The organism is Nocardia cerradoensis NBRC 101014 (genome assembly GCF_000308535.1).
Taxonomy (GTDB): domain Bacteria; phylum Actinomycetota; class Actinomycetes; order Mycobacteriales; family Mycobacteriaceae; genus Nocardia; species Nocardia cerradoensis.
The window spans coordinates 1-16395 of record NZ_BAFW01000173.1; the positions used below are offsets into that span (position 1 = coordinate 1).

At 69.3% G+C, this 16395-nt stretch carries 17 protein-coding genes; 7 read left to right on the forward strand and 10 right to left on the reverse strand.

All coding sequences use genetic code 11. The annotated features are described in order from the left end of the window. The 4 genes from ON23_RS39295 to rimP form a co-directional block, all read right to left on the reverse strand. Positions 1-339 (reverse strand): translation initiation factor IF-2 N-terminal domain-containing protein (locus ON23_RS39295; RefSeq protein ID WP_039779578.1); only part of this gene is annotated, 339 nt, incomplete at its 3' end. A 120-nt stretch (positions 340-459) separates the two neighbouring features. Further along, the gene (locus tag ON23_RS36925) at positions 460-840 is read right to left on the reverse strand and encodes a YlxR family protein (protein WP_081879203.1); all 381 of its coding nucleotides are present in this window, start codon (positions 838-840) and stop codon (positions 460-462) included. A 63-nt stretch (positions 841-903) separates the two neighbouring features. Continuing rightward, complete coding sequence (nusA, locus tag ON23_RS17955) at positions 904-1932, reverse strand: transcription termination factor NusA (protein ID WP_039779580.1); 1029 nt, start codon at positions 1930-1932, stop codon at positions 904-906. After that, entirely contained in the window at positions 1929-2564 is a 636-nt protein-coding gene (gene rimP, locus ON23_RS17960) for a ribosome maturation factor RimP (protein ID WP_039779581.1), read from the reverse strand. Before rimP ends, nusA begins: the two co-directional genes overlap by 4 nt. A gap of 403 nt (positions 2565-2967) precedes the next feature. Between rimP and ON23_RS17965 the strand changes: the two genes are divergently transcribed. The 3 genes from ON23_RS17965 (at position 2968) to ON23_RS17975 (ending at position 4483) form a co-directional block, all read left to right on the forward strand. Continuing rightward, the gene (locus ON23_RS17965; protein WP_245555993.1) at positions 2968-3507 is read left to right on the forward strand and encodes a hypothetical protein; all 540 of its coding nucleotides are present in this window, start codon (positions 2968-2970) and stop codon (positions 3505-3507) included. Next, complete coding sequence (locus ON23_RS17970) at positions 3504-3935, forward strand: ferritin-like domain-containing protein (protein WP_039779582.1); 432 nt, start codon at positions 3504-3506, stop codon at positions 3933-3935. The genes ON23_RS17965 and ON23_RS17970 overlap by 4 nt, the downstream gene beginning before the upstream one ends. A gap of 119 nt (positions 3936-4054) precedes the next feature. Further along, the gene (locus ON23_RS17975; RefSeq protein ID WP_039779583.1) at positions 4055-4483 is read left to right on the forward strand and encodes a hypothetical protein; all 429 of its coding nucleotides are present in this window, start codon (positions 4055-4057) and stop codon (positions 4481-4483) included. A gap of 60 nt (positions 4484-4543) precedes the next feature. Here ON23_RS17975 and ON23_RS17980 read toward each other — a convergent pair whose 3' ends face one another. After that, positions 4544-6301 (reverse strand): proline--tRNA ligase, encoded by a 1758-nt coding sequence (locus ON23_RS17980; protein WP_039779584.1) that lies wholly within the window; start codon positions 6299-6301, stop codon positions 4544-4546. A gap of 58 nt (positions 6302-6359) precedes the next feature. Between ON23_RS17980 and yaaA the strand changes: the two genes are divergently transcribed. The 3 genes from yaaA (at position 6360) to ON23_RS17995 (ending at position 9823) form a co-directional block, all read left to right on the forward strand. Then, positions 6360-7124, forward strand: coding sequence for a peroxide stress protein YaaA (gene yaaA, locus ON23_RS17985; RefSeq protein ID WP_039779585.1), 765 nt, complete (start codon positions 6360-6362; stop codon positions 7122-7124). 212 nt (positions 7125-7336) lie between these two features. Then, positions 7337-9334 carry a three-helix bundle dimerization domain-containing protein gene (locus ON23_RS38815; RefSeq protein WP_210743702.1) on the forward strand — a complete coding sequence of 666 codons (1998 nt, stop codon included), beginning with the start codon at positions 7337-7339 and terminating at the stop codon, positions 9332-9334. A gap of 93 nt (positions 9335-9427) precedes the next feature. Beyond that, positions 9428-9823, forward strand: coding sequence for an ankyrin repeat domain-containing protein (locus ON23_RS17995; protein WP_039779586.1), 396 nt, complete (start codon positions 9428-9430; stop codon positions 9821-9823). A 21-nt stretch (positions 9824-9844) separates the two neighbouring features. Here ON23_RS17995 and ON23_RS18000 read toward each other — a convergent pair whose 3' ends face one another. From ON23_RS18000 to ON23_RS18015, 4 genes are all read right to left on the reverse strand, one after another. Continuing rightward, positions 9845-11305, reverse strand: coding sequence for an MFS transporter (locus ON23_RS18000; protein ID WP_039779587.1), 1461 nt, complete (start codon positions 11303-11305; stop codon positions 9845-9847). 132 nt (positions 11306-11437) lie between these two features. Further along, the gene (gene cobA / locus ON23_RS18005) at positions 11438-12697 is read right to left on the reverse strand and encodes a uroporphyrinogen-III C-methyltransferase (protein WP_039779588.1); all 1260 of its coding nucleotides are present in this window, start codon (positions 12695-12697) and stop codon (positions 11438-11440) included. 70 nt (positions 12698-12767) lie between these two features. Continuing rightward, positions 12768-13373: an LGFP repeat-containing protein gene (locus tag ON23_RS18010; RefSeq protein ID WP_245555994.1), complete on the reverse strand. Its 606-nt coding sequence runs from the start codon at positions 13371-13373 to the stop codon at positions 12768-12770. A gap of 155 nt (positions 13374-13528) precedes the next feature. Next, positions 13529-13936: a PPOX class F420-dependent oxidoreductase gene (locus ON23_RS18015; protein ID WP_039779590.1), complete on the reverse strand. Its 408-nt coding sequence runs from the start codon at positions 13934-13936 to the stop codon at positions 13529-13531. Between the two features lie 89 nt (positions 13937-14025). Here ON23_RS18015 and ON23_RS18020 point away from each other — a divergent pair, with 89 nt between their 5' ends. Then, a complete protein-coding gene (locus ON23_RS18020) occupies positions 14026-14994 on the forward strand; it encodes a poly(ethylene terephthalate) hydrolase family protein (protein ID WP_157170241.1) in 969 nt (322 codons plus the stop codon). A gap of 2 nt (positions 14995-14996) precedes the next feature. Here the strand turns inward: ON23_RS18020 and ON23_RS18025 are convergent, their stop codons facing one another. After that, a complete protein-coding gene (locus ON23_RS18025) occupies positions 14997-16337 on the reverse strand; it encodes a hypothetical protein (RefSeq protein ID WP_039779592.1) in 1341 nt (446 codons plus the stop codon). Positions 16338-16395: the final 58 nt, after the last annotated feature.

Genomic DNA, 16395 nt, shown 5'->3' on the forward strand with positions numbered 1-16395 from the left:
CGCCGCGGGGGTTTCGGCCGCGGGGGCCGAATCGGCCTGGGCCGCAGCCGGAGCCGGAGCCGGACGCGGGCCGGGACGCGGACCCGGGGTCGCGCCGGCGGCCGGCTTGGCGGCCGGACGTGCCTGGGCGGGACCGGGTTTCGCGGAGGATTTCGCGGAGCCGTTGGACGGGGCGGACTTCGCCGCGAACGACTCCCGGAGCCGACGCGCGACGGGTGCCTCCACCGTCGACGATGCCGACTTCACGAACTCGCCCTGCTCCTTGAGCGTTGCGAGTAGTTCTTTGCTCGTGACACCGAGTTCTTTAGCCAACTCGTGCACGCGGGCCTTGCCTGCCACTGCTCTCCTCACTGAGAGGTCGAGCGCGACAGTCTCTTGCTCCCCGTTCAGGGGTCAGGACGCCCGCACGACCTCGGGTTATCTTCGATGGCCGTTCATCGTTGGTACTTCACGGTGTGCTCATGAGTGCTCGTGCCTGTTCTCGACGTAGTGCTCCAGGGCTGAGATATCCAGTTTTCCGGACACTCGTAGCGCTCTGCCGAACGCTCGGCGCCGCTCTGCCATGCTCAGACAAGCCGAAACGGGGTGCAACCAGGCACCCCTCCCGGGAAGTCTGCGCCGCGGATCGGGAACGATCGCGACGACGGCGTCCCTGTCGGGAGCGCTGCCGGGCGATTGCGCCACGACCCGCAACAGATCGGCGGCCAGCTCGCGTTTCCGGCATCCGACACAGGTCCGGACCGGGCCGGGAGTCCGGGTTCTCACCCGAGCACCGACCTGGGCGGAAAGTGCGGATACCGAAGACTCGCGCTGAGCCTGTGTCCACTGTACCGCTGCCATGTCCCGATCTCCGCATCCAGCCCCTGGTTGACTTCCGCACTCGCGCTGCCGTCCCGGCGCGGCCTACCCCTGCTGGGCGTGCGGTCGCGGCGATCCGGCCACGTCGGGAGCGGCGTCGGAGCGAATATCGATGCGCCAACCGGTCAATCGCGCGGCCAACCGGGCGTTCTGACCTTCCTTGCCGATCGCCAGCGACAGCTGGAAATCGGGGACCACGACCCGGGCGGCACGGGCCTCCGGATCGACGATCGTGACCGAGACAACCTTCGACGGGCTCAGCGCATTCCCGACGAAGGCGGCCGGATCCTCGGCCCAGTCGATGATGTCGATCTTCTCGCCCGCCAGCTCGCTCATCACGTTGCGCACGCGCTGCCCCATGGGGCCGATACACGCGCCCTTGGCGTTCACGCCGGGCACCGTGGAGCGCACCGCGATCTTGGAGCGGTGGCCGGCCTCGCGGGCCACGGCGACGATCTCCACCGACCCGTCGGCGATCTCGGGAACCTCGAGCGCGAACAGCCGGCGCACCAGATTCGGGTGCGTGCGCGACAGCGTGATCTGCGGGCCGCGCGCGCCGCGGGAAACGCCGTAGACGTAGCACTTGATGCGGTCGCCGTGCTCGTAGGTCTCGCCGGGGACCTGCTCGGCCGGCGGGATCAGCCCTTCGGCGCCGTTGGCCTCGCTGCCGATGCGCACCACGACCGTGCCGCGGGCGTTCATCCGGGCGTCGCGCTGGACGACGCCGCCGACGATATCGCCCTCGTGCGTCGAGAACTCACCGAAGGATTTCTCGTTCTCGGCGTCGCGCAGCCGTTGCAGCACCACTTGGCGCGCGGTGGTGGCGGCGATGCGGCCGAAGCCTTCGGGAGTGTCGTCCCATTCGGAGACGACGTTGCCGTCGGCGTCGGTCTCGGTGGCCATCACGCGCACCACGCCGGTCTTCTGATTGATGTCGATGCGTGCGTTGGGCTCGTGGCCCTCGGTGTGCCGATAGGCGGTCAGCAGAGCCGACTCGATCGCGGAGAGCACTGTCTCCATCGAGATTCCCTTATCGGCGACGATCGCACGCAGGGCTTCGATTTCGATGTTCATTCCACGATCCCTTCGGTCGGCGCAACTACTGAGTGTTCTTCCCGGGCGGCGGGTGCGGCCGGATCGACGGTCTGATCGGCGGCGCCCGGTTCCGGGCGGCCCGCGGCCACGCCGCCGGCGAGTTCCATCTCCGCCGCACCGGGTGGGGAGAACTCCACCTGGACGACCGCGGACTCGATGTCGGCCAGCGGCACGCTCACCCGGTGGGGCGCGCGTTTGCCGCCGAGCACCAGGGCCACCTCGGTGTCGGTGCTCGCGCCGACCCGGGCGTCGAAGCCGGATGCGCCCTCGGGGGACTGCGCACCCGGCCGCATCCGCACCCGCACCTTGCGACCGCGCGCCCGTCGCCAGTGGCGCGGGGCGGTCAGCGGGCGGTCGACACCCGGCGTGGTGACTTCCAGCAGGTAGGGGGTCTCGCCCAGATCGGCGGCATCGTCGAGCACTGCGGAGATCTCGGAGCTCAATTCCGCGATCGCGTCCAGATCGACGGTCTCGTCGCCGTCGACGGTCACCGTCACCCGCGCCTGCGGCCCGCCCGCGGCCGTGATGTGCACGCCCTCGAGGTCGAGCCCTCGGCGTTCGACGAGCCCAGCAACGAGCTGGCTCACCCTTTCCTCGGTCGGCATCGGCATATGGGGCGGCTCCTGGTTCAGTTGTGACGCGGTATTGGTCCTGGTACGACATGGTCGGCGCGCATGTCCCGCGGATTGTTCCGCCGGAGGTCTAGCGTAACGCGCTGCAAGAGTGTAAAGGACCAGCCAACCCGGTTGAGTCGGCCCGGGTCGGGTTCTGCTGCGCGTCCGCGGTCCGCCGGACCGCCTCGGGCTCGCCGAACGAACCGTCCGACGGTCTACGCCCGTTGCGGACGGGAGTATGTCTCGGCGGGGCCGGGGGGAGAGACCGTGACGTATACCGACGACGGCACCCGGGCTCAGCTGGGCGGACGGACGGCGGCCCCGGCGCGAACGGACGCGAACGAGGCATGCCGGCGGGCTGGGCGCGGGGGCCGGTGATGATCACTGGCACGATGTAGGCGTGCCCAGCCGTCTCGATGTGATTCCGGTGCCGCCGGATCGGACCGTTCCCCCGCGCCTCGACCGTCGCTCGCTGTTGCGCTCGGCCGGCGGCGGCGTGGTCGCGCTCGTCGCCGTGAGCGCGGTCGCGGCCTGTTCGGACGACAAGCCGTCCGCACCGGATGTGCTCGTGTCGCAGGAGGAATCGGCGCGCACCGACGCCGTGTGGGCGAAGGCGGCGATCGCCGCCGCACCGGAGCACACCGCCGCGCTCACCGTCGTCGCCGCACAGCGCGCCCAGCACGCCGATGCGCTGCGCGCCGAAATCGACCGTGCGGTAGGCGTGTACGGCGACGGCACGAAACCCAAATCCGCGACCCCACCCGTCGCCGAACCGCCCGCTCCCACCCCGCCGCCGACCGTCGCCGCGCTGCGGGCCCGGCTCACCGACTCCCAGCACTCCGCGGCCGAACTGGCCGCGACCCAGACCGGATACCGGGCCGGCCTGCTCGCCTCGATCAGCGCCTGCTGCGGCACCCACGTGACGGTGGTGCTGGCGTGAGTACCGATCAGCAGGCGCTGCTCGACGCGCTCAACGCCGAATACACCGCGGTCTACGCCTACGGCCTCATCGCGGCCTACGCGTCCCCGGAGCGGGCGAAGGTCGTCGCCGAATTCACCGCGACCCACCGCGCCCGCCGCGATGCCACCGCCGACGCGCTGAAGGCGGCCGGGGCGAGCGTCCCGGCGCCCGCCGCGGCCTACACCCCGCCCTTCCCGGTCGACGATCCCATCCCCGCGGCCAAACTCGCCGTCACCGTGGAAACCGATACCGCGGTCGCGTGGCGTGCGGTCGTGGAACACTCCACCACTCCGGATCGCCGTCGCATCGGCATCGAGGCCCTCACCGAATGCGCCATCCGCCTGGCCACCTGGCAGTCGATCCTCGGCGTGAATCCCGCGACCACACCGTTTCCGGGCCAGCCCTGAGCCCCGGGGCGGCCCCTCGGCTATCGCGTCCGGTATCCGCGCCCTCCTGGACCCGAAACACCGGTAGCGTGCTCCGATACGCGGCGGATGGCGCGCGATTCGTCGAAGGGAGAACGGGAATGGCCGTGGGGATGCGACGGATCGGTGCGGCGGCGGCCGCGGGGGCGCTCGGATCGCTGCTCGCCGTGAGCGTCGCGGGGGCCGACGTCACGGGCGTGCGTGTCGACGCCGGGGCGGACGGGCTGCGCACCGGATGTCCGGTCACGCTGACCGCGACGGTCGACACCCCGGTACCGGACGGCGGCACGGTGACGTTCATCAACAGTGGCGGGGCGGTCCCGGGTAACGGCGAACCCATCGCGGGCACGCCGGTCCATCACTCCGAGAACGGCACGGTGACCATGGCGTGGACGCCGAAATACGCCGGGCGGCAGAACATCACGGCACAGCAGTTCAAGCCCGGAAGTTACACATCGAGCAGCTACGTCACCGTCGACGTGGCAGGCAGCGGCCTGAACACCGGCAGCTCCTGCCTTCCGCTGCCGTAGGGCGCATCGCTGGGACCTCGCGGGTGCACCCGGTCCGGCCGACCGGGTGCACGCGGGCGATCAGCCGCGAATCTTCGCGAGCACGGTGTCGACGGCCGCGGCCGCCGCGATGTCCTCGGATTCCCCGCTGAAGCGGTTGCGCAGTTCCACCTTGCCGTCTGCCCAGCCCCGGCCGATGACGAGAACCCAAGGCATGCCGAGCAATTCGGCATCCTTGAACTTGACGCCGGGCGAGGCGGTGCGGTCGTCGAACAGCACCTCCAGGCCCCGGGCGTCCAGACCGGCGACGACCTCCTCGGCCCCGGCGCGGGCCGCCTCGTCCTTGTTGGCGATGACGACGTGCACATCGAAGGGGGCGACCTCGGCCGGCCAGCGCAGGCCCTTCTCGTCGTGCATCTGCTCGGCGATCACCGCGACCATCCGGGAGACGCCGACCCCATAGGAACCCTGGACGAGCCGGACCGGTTTGCCGTTCTCACCGAGCACGTCCACCTCGAACGCATCGGTGTACTTGTAACCGAGCTGGAAGATGTGGGCGATCTCGATACCGCGCGCCAAGTGCAGCACACCGCGGCCGTCGGGCGAGGGGTCACCGTCGCGGACCTCGGCGGCCTCGATCGTGCCGTCCGGGGTGAAATCGCGGCCCGCGACGAGTCCGACGACATGCTTGCCGGAGGCGTCGGCGCCGGTGATCCACGCCGTGCCGGTCACCACGCGCGGGTCGACCAGATAGCGAACGCCGTTGTCCAGCAGCGCCTTCGGACCGATGTACCCCTTCACCAGGAACGGGTTGGCGGCGAAGTCCTCGTCGGTGAGCAACTCCACCTCGGCGGGCTCGAGGCTCGCGCCGAGCCGCTTGGCGTCGACCTCGCGATCACCGGGCACGCCGATGCCGACGATCTCGGACTTGCCGTCGGGGTGGCGCAACTTCACCATGACGTTCTTCAACGTGTCGGCGGCGGTCACCGGACGGCCGAACTGTTCGGCGATACCGGCGTCGTTGGCCCAGTCGACGAGCGACGCGATGGTCGGTGTGCCCGGGGTGTCGTGGACGACGGCGGCCGGCTGTCCCTCGATCGGGATCTCCGGCGGCGCGGGCGTGACCACGGCCTCCACATTGGCCGCGTATCCCGATTCGCGGCAGGTCACGTAGGTGTCCTCGCCGATCGGGCTGCTGGCCAGGAATTCCTCGGAGGCGCTGCCGCCCATCGCGCCGGAGGTGGCGGCGACGATCACGTATTCGACCCCGAGCCGGGCGAAGATGCGCTGATACGCCTGCCGGTGGGCGGCGTAGCTGGCCTTCAGGCCGTCCTCGTCGAGATCGAAGGAATAGGAGTCCTTCATGACGAATTCGCGCCCCCGCAGAATTCCGGCGCGCGGCCGTTCCTCGTCACGGTACTTGGTCTGAATCTGGTAGAGCGTGACCGGCAGATCCTTGTAGGAGTTGTATTCGCCCTTGACCGTCAGGGCGAACAATTCCTCGTGGGTGGGTCCGAGCAGCATGTCGGCGCCCTTGCGGTCCTGCAGGCGGAAAAGGCTGTCGCCGTATTCGGTCCAGCGATTGGTGGTTTCGTACGGCTCGCGCGGCAGCAGCGCCGGCAGCGAAATCTCCTGGCCGCCGATCGCGTCCATCTCCTGGCGCACCACGTCCTCGACCTTGCGCAGCACCTTCAAACCCAGCGGCAACCACGAATAGACGCCCGGCGCGATCCGGCGCACATATCCGGCGCGGACCAGAAGTTTGTGGCTGGGCACCTCGGCGTCGGCGGGATCGTCGCGCAGGGTGCGCAGGAACAGGTGCGAGAGACGGGTGATCACGGATGCACAGACTAGCCGCTGCTGCGTGGATGCTTGCAGGGCATTACCGTATCGGCTCGTGCTGGTGATTCTGCCTCCTTCCGAAACCAAGTCCGACGGCGGAACTCTCGGTCCGCTCGATCTGGATTCCCTGTGGTTACCGCAGCTCACCGCCGTGCGGGACAAGCTGATCACCGAGCTGATCGAATTGTCCGCGGACCCGGAGGCGGCGCGGGTGGCATTGGGGCTGGGGAAGGCGACCGGCGCGGGCGCGGAGGGTTTGCAGACCGCGCTGACCCGCAACGCGTCGCTGCGGACCGCCGCGACCGCACCCGCGCTACGGCGCTACACCGGAGTGCTCTACGACGCACTCGACGCCGGTTCACTGACCAAGACGCAGCGCGCCCGCGCCGAGGAGCGGCTGGCGATCGGTTCGGCACTGTTCGGGGTCGTTCGCGCCGGTGACGCGATTCCGGGTTATCGGCTCTCGGGGGGTTCGAAACTGCCGGGCCTGCCGACGCTGGCTTCGCTGTGGAAACCGGTGCTGGCCCCGGCCTTGCGGGAAGCGACGGCCGGTCGGCTGGTCGTCGACCTGCGTTCGGGGACCTATCAGCAGTTGGGGCGGTTACCCGGGGCGGTGACCGCGACCGTCCTGACCGAACGCCCGGACGGCAGCCGCACCGTGGTGAGCCATTTCAACAAACACCACAAGGGGCTGCTGGCGCGAGCGCTGGTGTCGACCCGTGCCGAACCCGGCGATATCCGGGCGCTGGCGCGGATAGCCGAAAAGGCCGGGCTGCGTGTGGAAATCGCGTCGTCGAGCGAACTGCTGGTCCTCACGTGAGTGAATTCTCGGTGACCGCCGACGTAATTCGAGCCGAATGCGACCTGCCCAACCACGGGAACACTCGCCGAAAAATACCTCTCCACCAGCACATTTCAGGGTATCGGGGCCGAAACACGGCCGCACGGAACGGGCATTCCGGCTCGCTATCGTAACTTCGGCGCGGCCGGCCGACCGCTGCCGTTGGGATGCGATTGGGCGAGGAGTTCGGCGTGGGTGACGCCACCGACCGTGAAGAAAAGGCACTGCGTCAGTTGACCGATCGACTGGTCGGCCATTACGGCAGCAGCCATTCCCCGGAATTGGTACAGGAATTGGTCGGACAGGTGCGCCGTCGCTTCGACGGCCACGCGGTGCGCGATTTCGTGCCGATTCTGGTGGAACGCATCGTGCGCCGCGAATTGCAGCACACCCCACCGCAGCCCAAGAGCGAGGATCCCTCGCACGAGCTCGAATACGCTGCCGCGCTGGTTGTTCCGGAACGGGTCTCGGCACCCTCGATCGAGGAGGACACCGCCGACGCCGCGCCCGAGTCCGCCGATCACGCGCCGGGCGCCGTCGCGGAACCTGCGGCCGATACCGCCGAGGCATCCGCGACCGATGTCGATGTGACATCTGCGAACGATGCCGGCGAGAAAGCGGCCGCCGTTGCGAAACCTGCACCCGGCGAAGCGGATTCGCCGGACTCCGGCGACGCTACGCACACCGGCGACACTTCGGCCGAAGCCGGTACCGAGCCCTCACCCTCCGACGCGGCCGTCTCGGAGCCCGCCCCGCCCGCCGACCGCACCGGATCCGCCGACAGCGGCGACGCGAGCGCCGGCCAGTCTGGTACCAAAGCCTCTGAAAGTGCTGCACCGCAACATATTTCGGTGCCCGAATCAGCCGCAGACGCTCCGGCCGGGACCACGGCGGACGAGCGGAAGCACCTCGGATCGCCGGCGGTTTCCGCGGCATCCACCGGCGCGGTCGCATCGGGCCAATCCCCCGTCGAACCGACGACGCCGGAGACCGTAGCGGCGACATCGCCCGCGAGTGACGCTCCGCTGGAACCGGATAACGAGACCGCGACGAGCCCGGCCTCCGCGAGTACGTCCGCACCGAGCCTCGTGACCACGTTGCGACACCCTCGGATCCTGGCCGTCGCCGCCGCGGTGGTCGTCGTGGTCGTCGCGCTGGTGGTGGCCTTCGGCTTCCGCGGCGGCGACAGCGCCGCCCCGGCCCCGGCTCCCGCGCTGACCACCGCGCACGGCGTGGTCGGATCGGAGAAGATGGGCTTCTTCACCGACCAGCGCGTAGTGGACGCCCTGGCGCGCAAGGGAATCCGACTGGAGGTCGACCCGGCCGGATCGCGGCAGATCGCGACGTCGGTAAAGCTGGACGGTGACGACTTCGCCTTCCCGTCGAGCAGCCTCGCCGCCGAGCGGATTCAGCGCGAACGCGGGATCACCGCGAAATACACGCCGTTCTCCTCGCCGATGGTGGTCGCGAGTTTCCGGCCGATCGTGGATCTGCTCGCCCGCGCGGGCATCGTCCGCCAGGGGCCGGTGCCGGCCTTCGATATGCGGCGGTATCTCGATCTCACGCAGCAGGGCACGCAGTGGGATCAGCTGGAGGGCAACACCGCGTATCCGGTGCGCAAGAACGTGTTGATCTCGACCACCGACCCCCGGACCTCCAATTCGGCGGCGATGTATCTGGCGGTGGCCGCCTATGTCGCCAACGACGACGCGATCGTGCAGGGCCCGGCCGCCGAGAATTTCGTCCTCTCGAAGGTGTCGCGCCTGTTCACCAAACAGGGATACACCGAGAACTCCAGCGCGGGACCGTTCGGCGAATATCTCGCCGCCGGCATGGGTCCCACGCCGATGGTGTGGGGATACGAATCGCAGTTCGTGGAGGCCGCCGTCGCCGGCAAGCTGCCCGCCGACGCGGTGATGCTGTACCCGTCCCCGACGGTGCTGTCCCGGCACACGCTGGTCCCGCTGACCGCCACCGGCGACCGGGTCGGGCAGTTGCTGAGCACCGATCCGGAATTGCAGCGGCTGGCCGCCGAGCACGGCTTCCGCACCGCCGATCCGGCCCAGTTCACCGCGGTGACCGCCGAACACCACATTCCGGTCGCCCCGGATGTGGTCGACGTCGTCGACCCGCCGACCTACGACACCCTGGAACACCTGCTCGACGGGGTCGCACGCTCCTACAACTGAGCGAGCGCCGCTCGACTACAACTGAGCGAGCGCCGCTCGACGGACAGGTCGCCGGTTCCCCGGATCGTCGCCCCGCCGTGGTAGTAATGGCCCGTGGCTACCGACGGCGTGGATCCGGACCTGGTCGAACTGGCGACCAAGGTCTTCGAGCTGGCCCGCACGGGCGAGGCCGCGACGCTCGCGGCGTATATCGACGCGGGCGTTCCGGTGAATCTGACCAACGACAACGGCGACACCCTGCTGATGCTGGCCGCCTACCACGGTCATCAGGCGGCCGTGACCGCGCTGCTGGAACGCGGCGCCGATCCCGATCGCGCCAACGACCGCGGCCAGACACCGGCCGCGGGAGCGGTATTCAAGGGTGAGGACGACATTCTGAAGGCCCTGCTGGCGGCCGGGGCCGACCCGGACGCCGGCACCCCGTCGGCTCGGGAATCGGCGACCGTCTTCGGCAGAACCGAACTGCTGGAACTGTTCGATCGCCGCTGAGTCGCTCGATCGCCGCAGGCGTTACACCTGCTGCGCTTCCTCCTGCGCGTGCTGGGCCTGAGCGAGCTGCTGCGGTGTGTAGCGCAGCGTGAGCACCAGCAGTCCGATGATCACGGCGCCGATCGCGCAGATGAGCAAGACGAACGTGTAACCGCTGGACAGCGCCGCGACCTCGGTGGGTGTCAGATTCGACGTCCGGTCGGTGCGGCCGCCGAGCGAGAGCGTGCGCGAGGCCGCCAGCGGGGTCAGCAGGCCGACCGCGAAAGGGGTGCCGAGGGTGAGGATCATCTGGCCGATCGCCGACAGCGGGCCCACCTCGTTCACCGGCACGCCCACCAGCAGGCACAGCGGCCCGACCACGATCACGAAACCGATCGCCATACCGACCACCGCCAGCAACACCAGCAGGGTCGGCAGATATTCGACGGAGCGGTCCAGGGTGGAGCCGAAGAACAGCGCCGCCGCCAGGACGGCAGCGGCACCCGCGAGCAACCAGCGCGGCCGGATCATCAGCGCGGCCTTGGATGCCACGCCGGTGCCGATGCCGGCGCCGATCGTGAACGGAATCGAGGCCAAACCCGCGACGAGCGGGCTGTAGCCGACGACGTTCTGCAGGAACTGCGCGACGAAGTAGGTCATCGCACCGAGAACGCCGGAGCCCAGCAGCAGCGCGATGAACGTGATCGAGCGGTCCCGATCGCGAAAGAGGGTGAGCGGCAGCAGCGGATTGACCGCGGACCGTTCGGCCAGCACGAACGCCACCAGCAGTAGCAGTCCGGCGATCAGCGCGCCGATGACGTACGGGCTGGTCCAGCCGAGATCGGGGCCTTCGGTCGCACCGAACACCACCCCGACGCAGCCGAAGGTGCCGAGGAAGGCGCCACGCACGTCCAGCGGCAGCCGGTGGTGCGCCGAATCGTGCAGCTGGAAGGCCGCGCCGAGGATGATCAGGAGCCCGATCGGAACGTTGATCAGGAAGATCAGCCGCCAATTCCATTCGGCCAGAGCGCCACCGACGACGAGTCCGCCGACCGAGCCGACACCCATCATCGAACCGAAGATGGCGATCGCCTGGTTGCGCGGCGGTCCGGGTGCGAAGGTGCTGACCACCAGCGCCATCGCCACGGGTGCGGCGATGGCGGCGCCGGTGCCCTGCAGGGCCCGCGCGCCGATCAACATGGCCTCGTTCTGCGCCAGCCCGCACAGCAGTGAGGCCAGGGTGAAGAACGAAACACCCAGCAGCAGCATCTTTTTGCGCCCGAACGAGTCGCCGAGGCGCCCGCCCAGCAGCATCAGCCCGCCGTAGGTGAGACCGTAGGCGGTCACGGTCCACGCACTGCCCGAACTGGTCAGGCCCAGATGACGTTGCAGGGCGGGCAGCGCCAGGATCACGACCGTGCCGTCCAGCACGACCATCAACTGCAGGCCGGACAGGACCAGGATCGGCAACCCGAAGGCCCGCTTCGTCACCGGATATTGCATCGTCGCAGCGGGGTTATCGAGCACAGTGACTCACTGTAACGGATATCGGCACCGGCCAGCCTAATGCGTACTCGCGCTGTCCACGCGACACTCGACCCGGCTGTACCCCCGTTCCGGGCACGCACCGCGGCCCTAACCGGCCTGCTCGTCGACATCCGGCGCGCCCGCGGTGAAACCGGCGGTCGGGCCGATGACGATGATCGCCGGGGGCCGGATGCCCTCGGCGCGCACCCGTTCGGCGACCGTGGACAGATCCGCGCGCACGATCCGCTGGGTGCGCAAACTGCCTTCCTGCACGACGGTGACGGGCGTATCGGCGGCGCGACCACCGTCGACCAGCGCGGCGGCGAACTTCTCGACGCGTTCCACTCCCATCAGCAGGACGAGGGTGCCGCGCAGCCGCGCCAGCGCGGGCCAGTCCACCAGCGAATCCGGGTGATCGGGCGGGATGTGCCCGCTCACCACCACGAATTCGTGGGTGACGCCGCGGTGGGTCACCGGAATACCGGCCAGCGCGGGCACCGAGATCGCGGAGGTGACGCCGGGAACCACGGTCACCGGTACTCCGGCGTCCACGCACGCCTCGAGTTCCTCGTAGCCGCGGCCGAAGACATACGGATCGCCGCCCTTGAGCCGGACCACGAATTTACCGGCCTTGGCACCCTCGATGAGGGCGGTATTGATCGCCTCCTGCGCCATCGCGCGGCCGTACGGGATCTTCGCCGCGTCGACGACCTCCACATGCGGTCCGAGTTCGGCGAGCAGTTCCGGCGGCGCCAGCCGGTCGGCGACGACCAGATCGGCGCGGGCGAGCAGGCGGCGGCCCCGCACGGTGATCAGATCGGGGTCACCCGGCCCGCCGCCGACCAGCGCGACACCGGGCGCCACGGGTTCGGAGTCGTCGGTGACCACACCCGATTGCAGCGCCTCCAGCAGGGCGGTGCGCACCGCGGCCGATCGGCGGTGCCGTCCACTGGCCAGCACCGCGAGGGTCAGCCCGTCGTAGCGGGCGCTGGCGGGAGTGACGGCCGTGCCGAGGCGAGCGTTGTCGGCGCGCACGCAGAAGATGCGGCGGCGGGTGGCCTCCTCGACCACGGCGGCATTGGTCTCGGGCTCGTCGGTGCAGGCGATCGCGTACCAGGCGCCGTCGAGATCACCGTCGGCGTAGGCCCGCTGGGTGATGCGCAGTTGACCGGAGGTGGCCATACCCTCCACCGCGGGGGTGACGGTCCGGCTGATCACCTCGATCTCGGCCCCGCTCGCGATGAGCAGTCCGAGCCGGCGCTGGGCTACCGAGCCGCCACCCACGACGACGACGCGGCGGCCGGCCAGATCGAGCCCGACGACATAGTTCGGGTCACCGGATTGCTGGTCGTCTGTCGTATTCGGCACAAGGTTTCAGCCTACGGCGTGGCCGGGCGAACTCCGCAATCACCCGTCGCGACGCCGCAGGCGGGGATCGTCAGGGTTTCCAGGTGATCCGGCCGCCCTGGAAATCCTGAGCCTTACCGCCGTTGTAGTCGTATTCGTCGCTGGTGGGCAGCCCGTAGCGGCCGCCGTCGGCGTTGCTGCCTTCCCACATGCCGAGGATCGATCCCCACACCGGGTGCGCGCCGGTATTCGCCGACCACACGATGACGCCGCCGGGGAATCGGGTGAAGCGGCCCTTGCCGTCCTTGCCGGCCTTGGCCTCGTCGGTGAGCGGGAAGCCGAGCGGGCTGTTCTCCCAGCCCATCGAGCCCCACTTGTCGCGGATCAGGCCGCAGATCGCATGGGCGTCGGTGCCCACGGACCAGTAGATCGAGCAGCCGCGGTCGAAGACCTGGAATTTGCCGCCGTTCGCGTCGGATTCCGGTCCGATCGGGTTGCCGAGAATCGCGGTCCCGCCGGCACGGTCGTATTCCTTCTCGATCGCCCCGCCCACGTCGAACGCGCCGACCGGCCGGGCGGCGGCGAGACCGGCGCCCGTGCCGGTGAGCGCCGCCAAGGCGGCGGCGGCCGCGGCTGCCGTGCGCAGCCCGGCCCGGCGCGCGCTGCGTCTACTCTGTCTGCGACCTGACGAAGCCACGTGAAACTCCCTCTACCTGCGAAGTTGGTGCGGCGGAAGCGGCCGCTCCCGCCATCCTGCAGGGGTTACACCGGCTCTGCAACGCTCGCCGTATCACAGTCGAGACTCATCTCACAGAATTACACGAGGTGAATTCGGTCGCATCGGAGGTCGCCTCAGAGGCGGCCGTTGACCCGTTCCGGGGTCACCCGCACGATCACTCGCTCGGCGTCGTCGACGGAGGCGGGATTGAATTCCACGTACGGCAGGCCGGTGTATTTCGCCGACAGCCGGTCGGGCAGCGCCTTGTCCGGGTCGGGCGTGATGGTGGCGGTACCGCGGATCTCGGCGTAGACGTACGGATTGTCCGGCGGGTTGATCATGATCGTCACCCGCGGGTCGCGCACCACGTTCTTGTACTGCTGGCGCGAGACGGTGGTGGAGTACAGCAGGTCCTCCCCGTCGCGCAGCAGCCAGGTGACGGTCAGATGCGGCTGCCCGTCGCGGCCGATCGTCGCGAGCGTGGCGAAAACCTTTGTGTCGTCGAGGATCTTCTTCAGGTCGTCGGAGAGTTCAGCACCCATGCCACGGCACAACCGGATGCCGCACACGGTCATTCCCGCCGGCCGTCTTTTTCGTCCCGGTGCGTTCGGCGCGGTTCTATGCTGCGAACATGCGACGAGCGGTGCTGCAGGTTCTGACCGTGCTGGTGACGGTCGCGGTCGCCGCCGCGGTGGCCGCCACCGCGTATGCGGCCGACCCCTATCGTGCGAGCGGCCCGACCGAGGCCCGCTACTCGGAGCCGGGGCCGTGGCAGGTCACCGAGCACTACGGATTCGGCTGCTGCGACAGCACCGGCGCCGCCTACGACATCTGGTATCCGGTCGATGTTGCCGCGCGCGGCCCTCGTCATCCGATCATCACCTGGGGCGACGGCACGAACGCGCAACCTCGGCAGTATGCCCATCTGTTGCGGCATCTGGCGTCCTGGGGCTTCGTGGTGATCGCGACCGAGAATCGCAGTACCGGCTCCGGCGTCGACATCGCCGGAGCGGCGCGATATCTCATCGATCGGGCCGCCGATCCGGCGAGCGTGTTCCACGATCGGCTCGACACCTCGGCGATCGGCGCCGTCGGTCATTCCCAAGGCGCCACCGGGGTGCTCAACGCGATGATCGACTCGGGCGGGCTGATTCGCACCGCCGTGCCGATCGAGTTGCCCGCCCAGTCGTTCTGCTCGAACCGGTTGAGCTGCACGGACACTCGTCGCCTGGCGGGTGGTTCGGTGTTCTTCGTCAACGGCTCCGACGACGCGCTCATCTCCCCCTCGCAGAAGCTGTGGGCACTGCCGGGTCTGCAGTCCAACCAGGACTACTACGAGGCCACGCCGGCTTCGGTGACGAAGGCGTGGGGCACACTGGTCGGCCCCAACCACAACGACGTCCAAGGTCAGCCCGACTGCACCCGGGCCTCGTCGCCGTGCACCGACGGCGTGTACGGCTACCTCGGCTATCCGACCGCGTGGCTGGCGGCCCGGCTGTGGGGATGTGCCGGGGCGGCGGCCGCCTTCGCCCCCGGCACCGGGGAGTTCTATGCCCCGAATCCGCACTGGGGCAACCAGATCGGCGCGACGGCCCGCTGACCTCACCCCTGCGGTGCGTCCTGGATCCAGTGGAAGCCGCGGCTGCGTTGTGGGAAGGCGTCCGGGTCCTGGCGCCGGAAGGTCACCGTCACCGGATGACCGTCCAGGTCGCCGGTGAACCGCAGCCGGTCCGGTCCCTGCTGTTCGTAGGCGAAGCCGCCGGAGGTCACGGACTGCTGCTCGGCACCGGGCACGGCATGCAGGTCCAGATGACGAGCGCCGGTGTCGACCCGCACCTGTACCGGCACGAACGTCCCGTCCATCCGCTGATACTGCATGACCCCGTCGACGTCGAATACCGCGCGCTGCCACCGGTCCGGGTCGGTGAGCAGCGGCGCAACCGGCTGCCCGTCGCGGCTGAATTCGTCGACCCGCCAGATCCCGTACAGCGGCGGTTTCGTGCGGCCCGGGCCCTCGTCCCACAACTGCAGGCTCACGTGGGTCAGAGCCACCGCCACCCAGATCCCGATCCCGATCTGCGCCAGCGCCGCGAACCAGCGGGCCCGGCGGGTGCGGAACGGATAGGGCGCCGTCGAGCGGCCGACCGGGCGATCGAGCACCAGCACGTCCAGCAGCCGCCGCGCCTGCGGAGCGAGCAGCACCATCGACATCAGCATCAGATGTCCGGACAGGATCTTGACCGGCACGTCGAAGGTCATGTTCAGCACGAAGACCTGCGCCATGCTCACCAGCGTCAGCATCGCGCCCACCGTCGCCGTGCGCGGAACGAACAGCAGGATCCCGGCCAGCAGTTCCGCGGCGCCGAGCAGGATCTCGTACGTCGGGCTCGCGCCGACCTGATTCCACAGCACCCCCATCGGCGTGAGGTTGCCGTACGGCTCCAGCAGCGTCGACAGCATCGGTTCGGGCATCTGGGTGGGGATGACCTTGGCGAAACCGTAGTTGAGCATCTGACCGGCCACACACAGCCGGAGCAACAGCAGAAACCAGCCGGCCAGCCGCCGGTAATCGGCGCGACGGCGGTCCAGCAGCGTCCAGATCAGTGTGCCGGCGACGGCGACGACCAGGACGCAGAACACCAGCACCCACAGAATCGTCTGATCGCCGCTGCCGTTGGGACTCAGCACCGGATGCACGCCGAAGACCGTGCGCCCGACCCACTCCAGCACCGGGCGCAGCAACCGCGGTTGCCACAGCACGGCGTCGGCGTCGAGCCAGCGGCCGAACCAGCCGGTGAAGGCGAACACGATCTGCGGATAGATCAGACAGAACAATCCGAAATACAGGAACGCGAACCGGAAGGCCACCCGGGTGAGCGGTGTCCAGCCCACCGCCGTCTCGGATTCGAGTTCCCGCCGCGGCGTTTCGGCCTGCGCCACCATGACACTCACTACCCACTCCTCTCCCCGACGGACCCCGGCGCACGGCTGCCTCGACGAA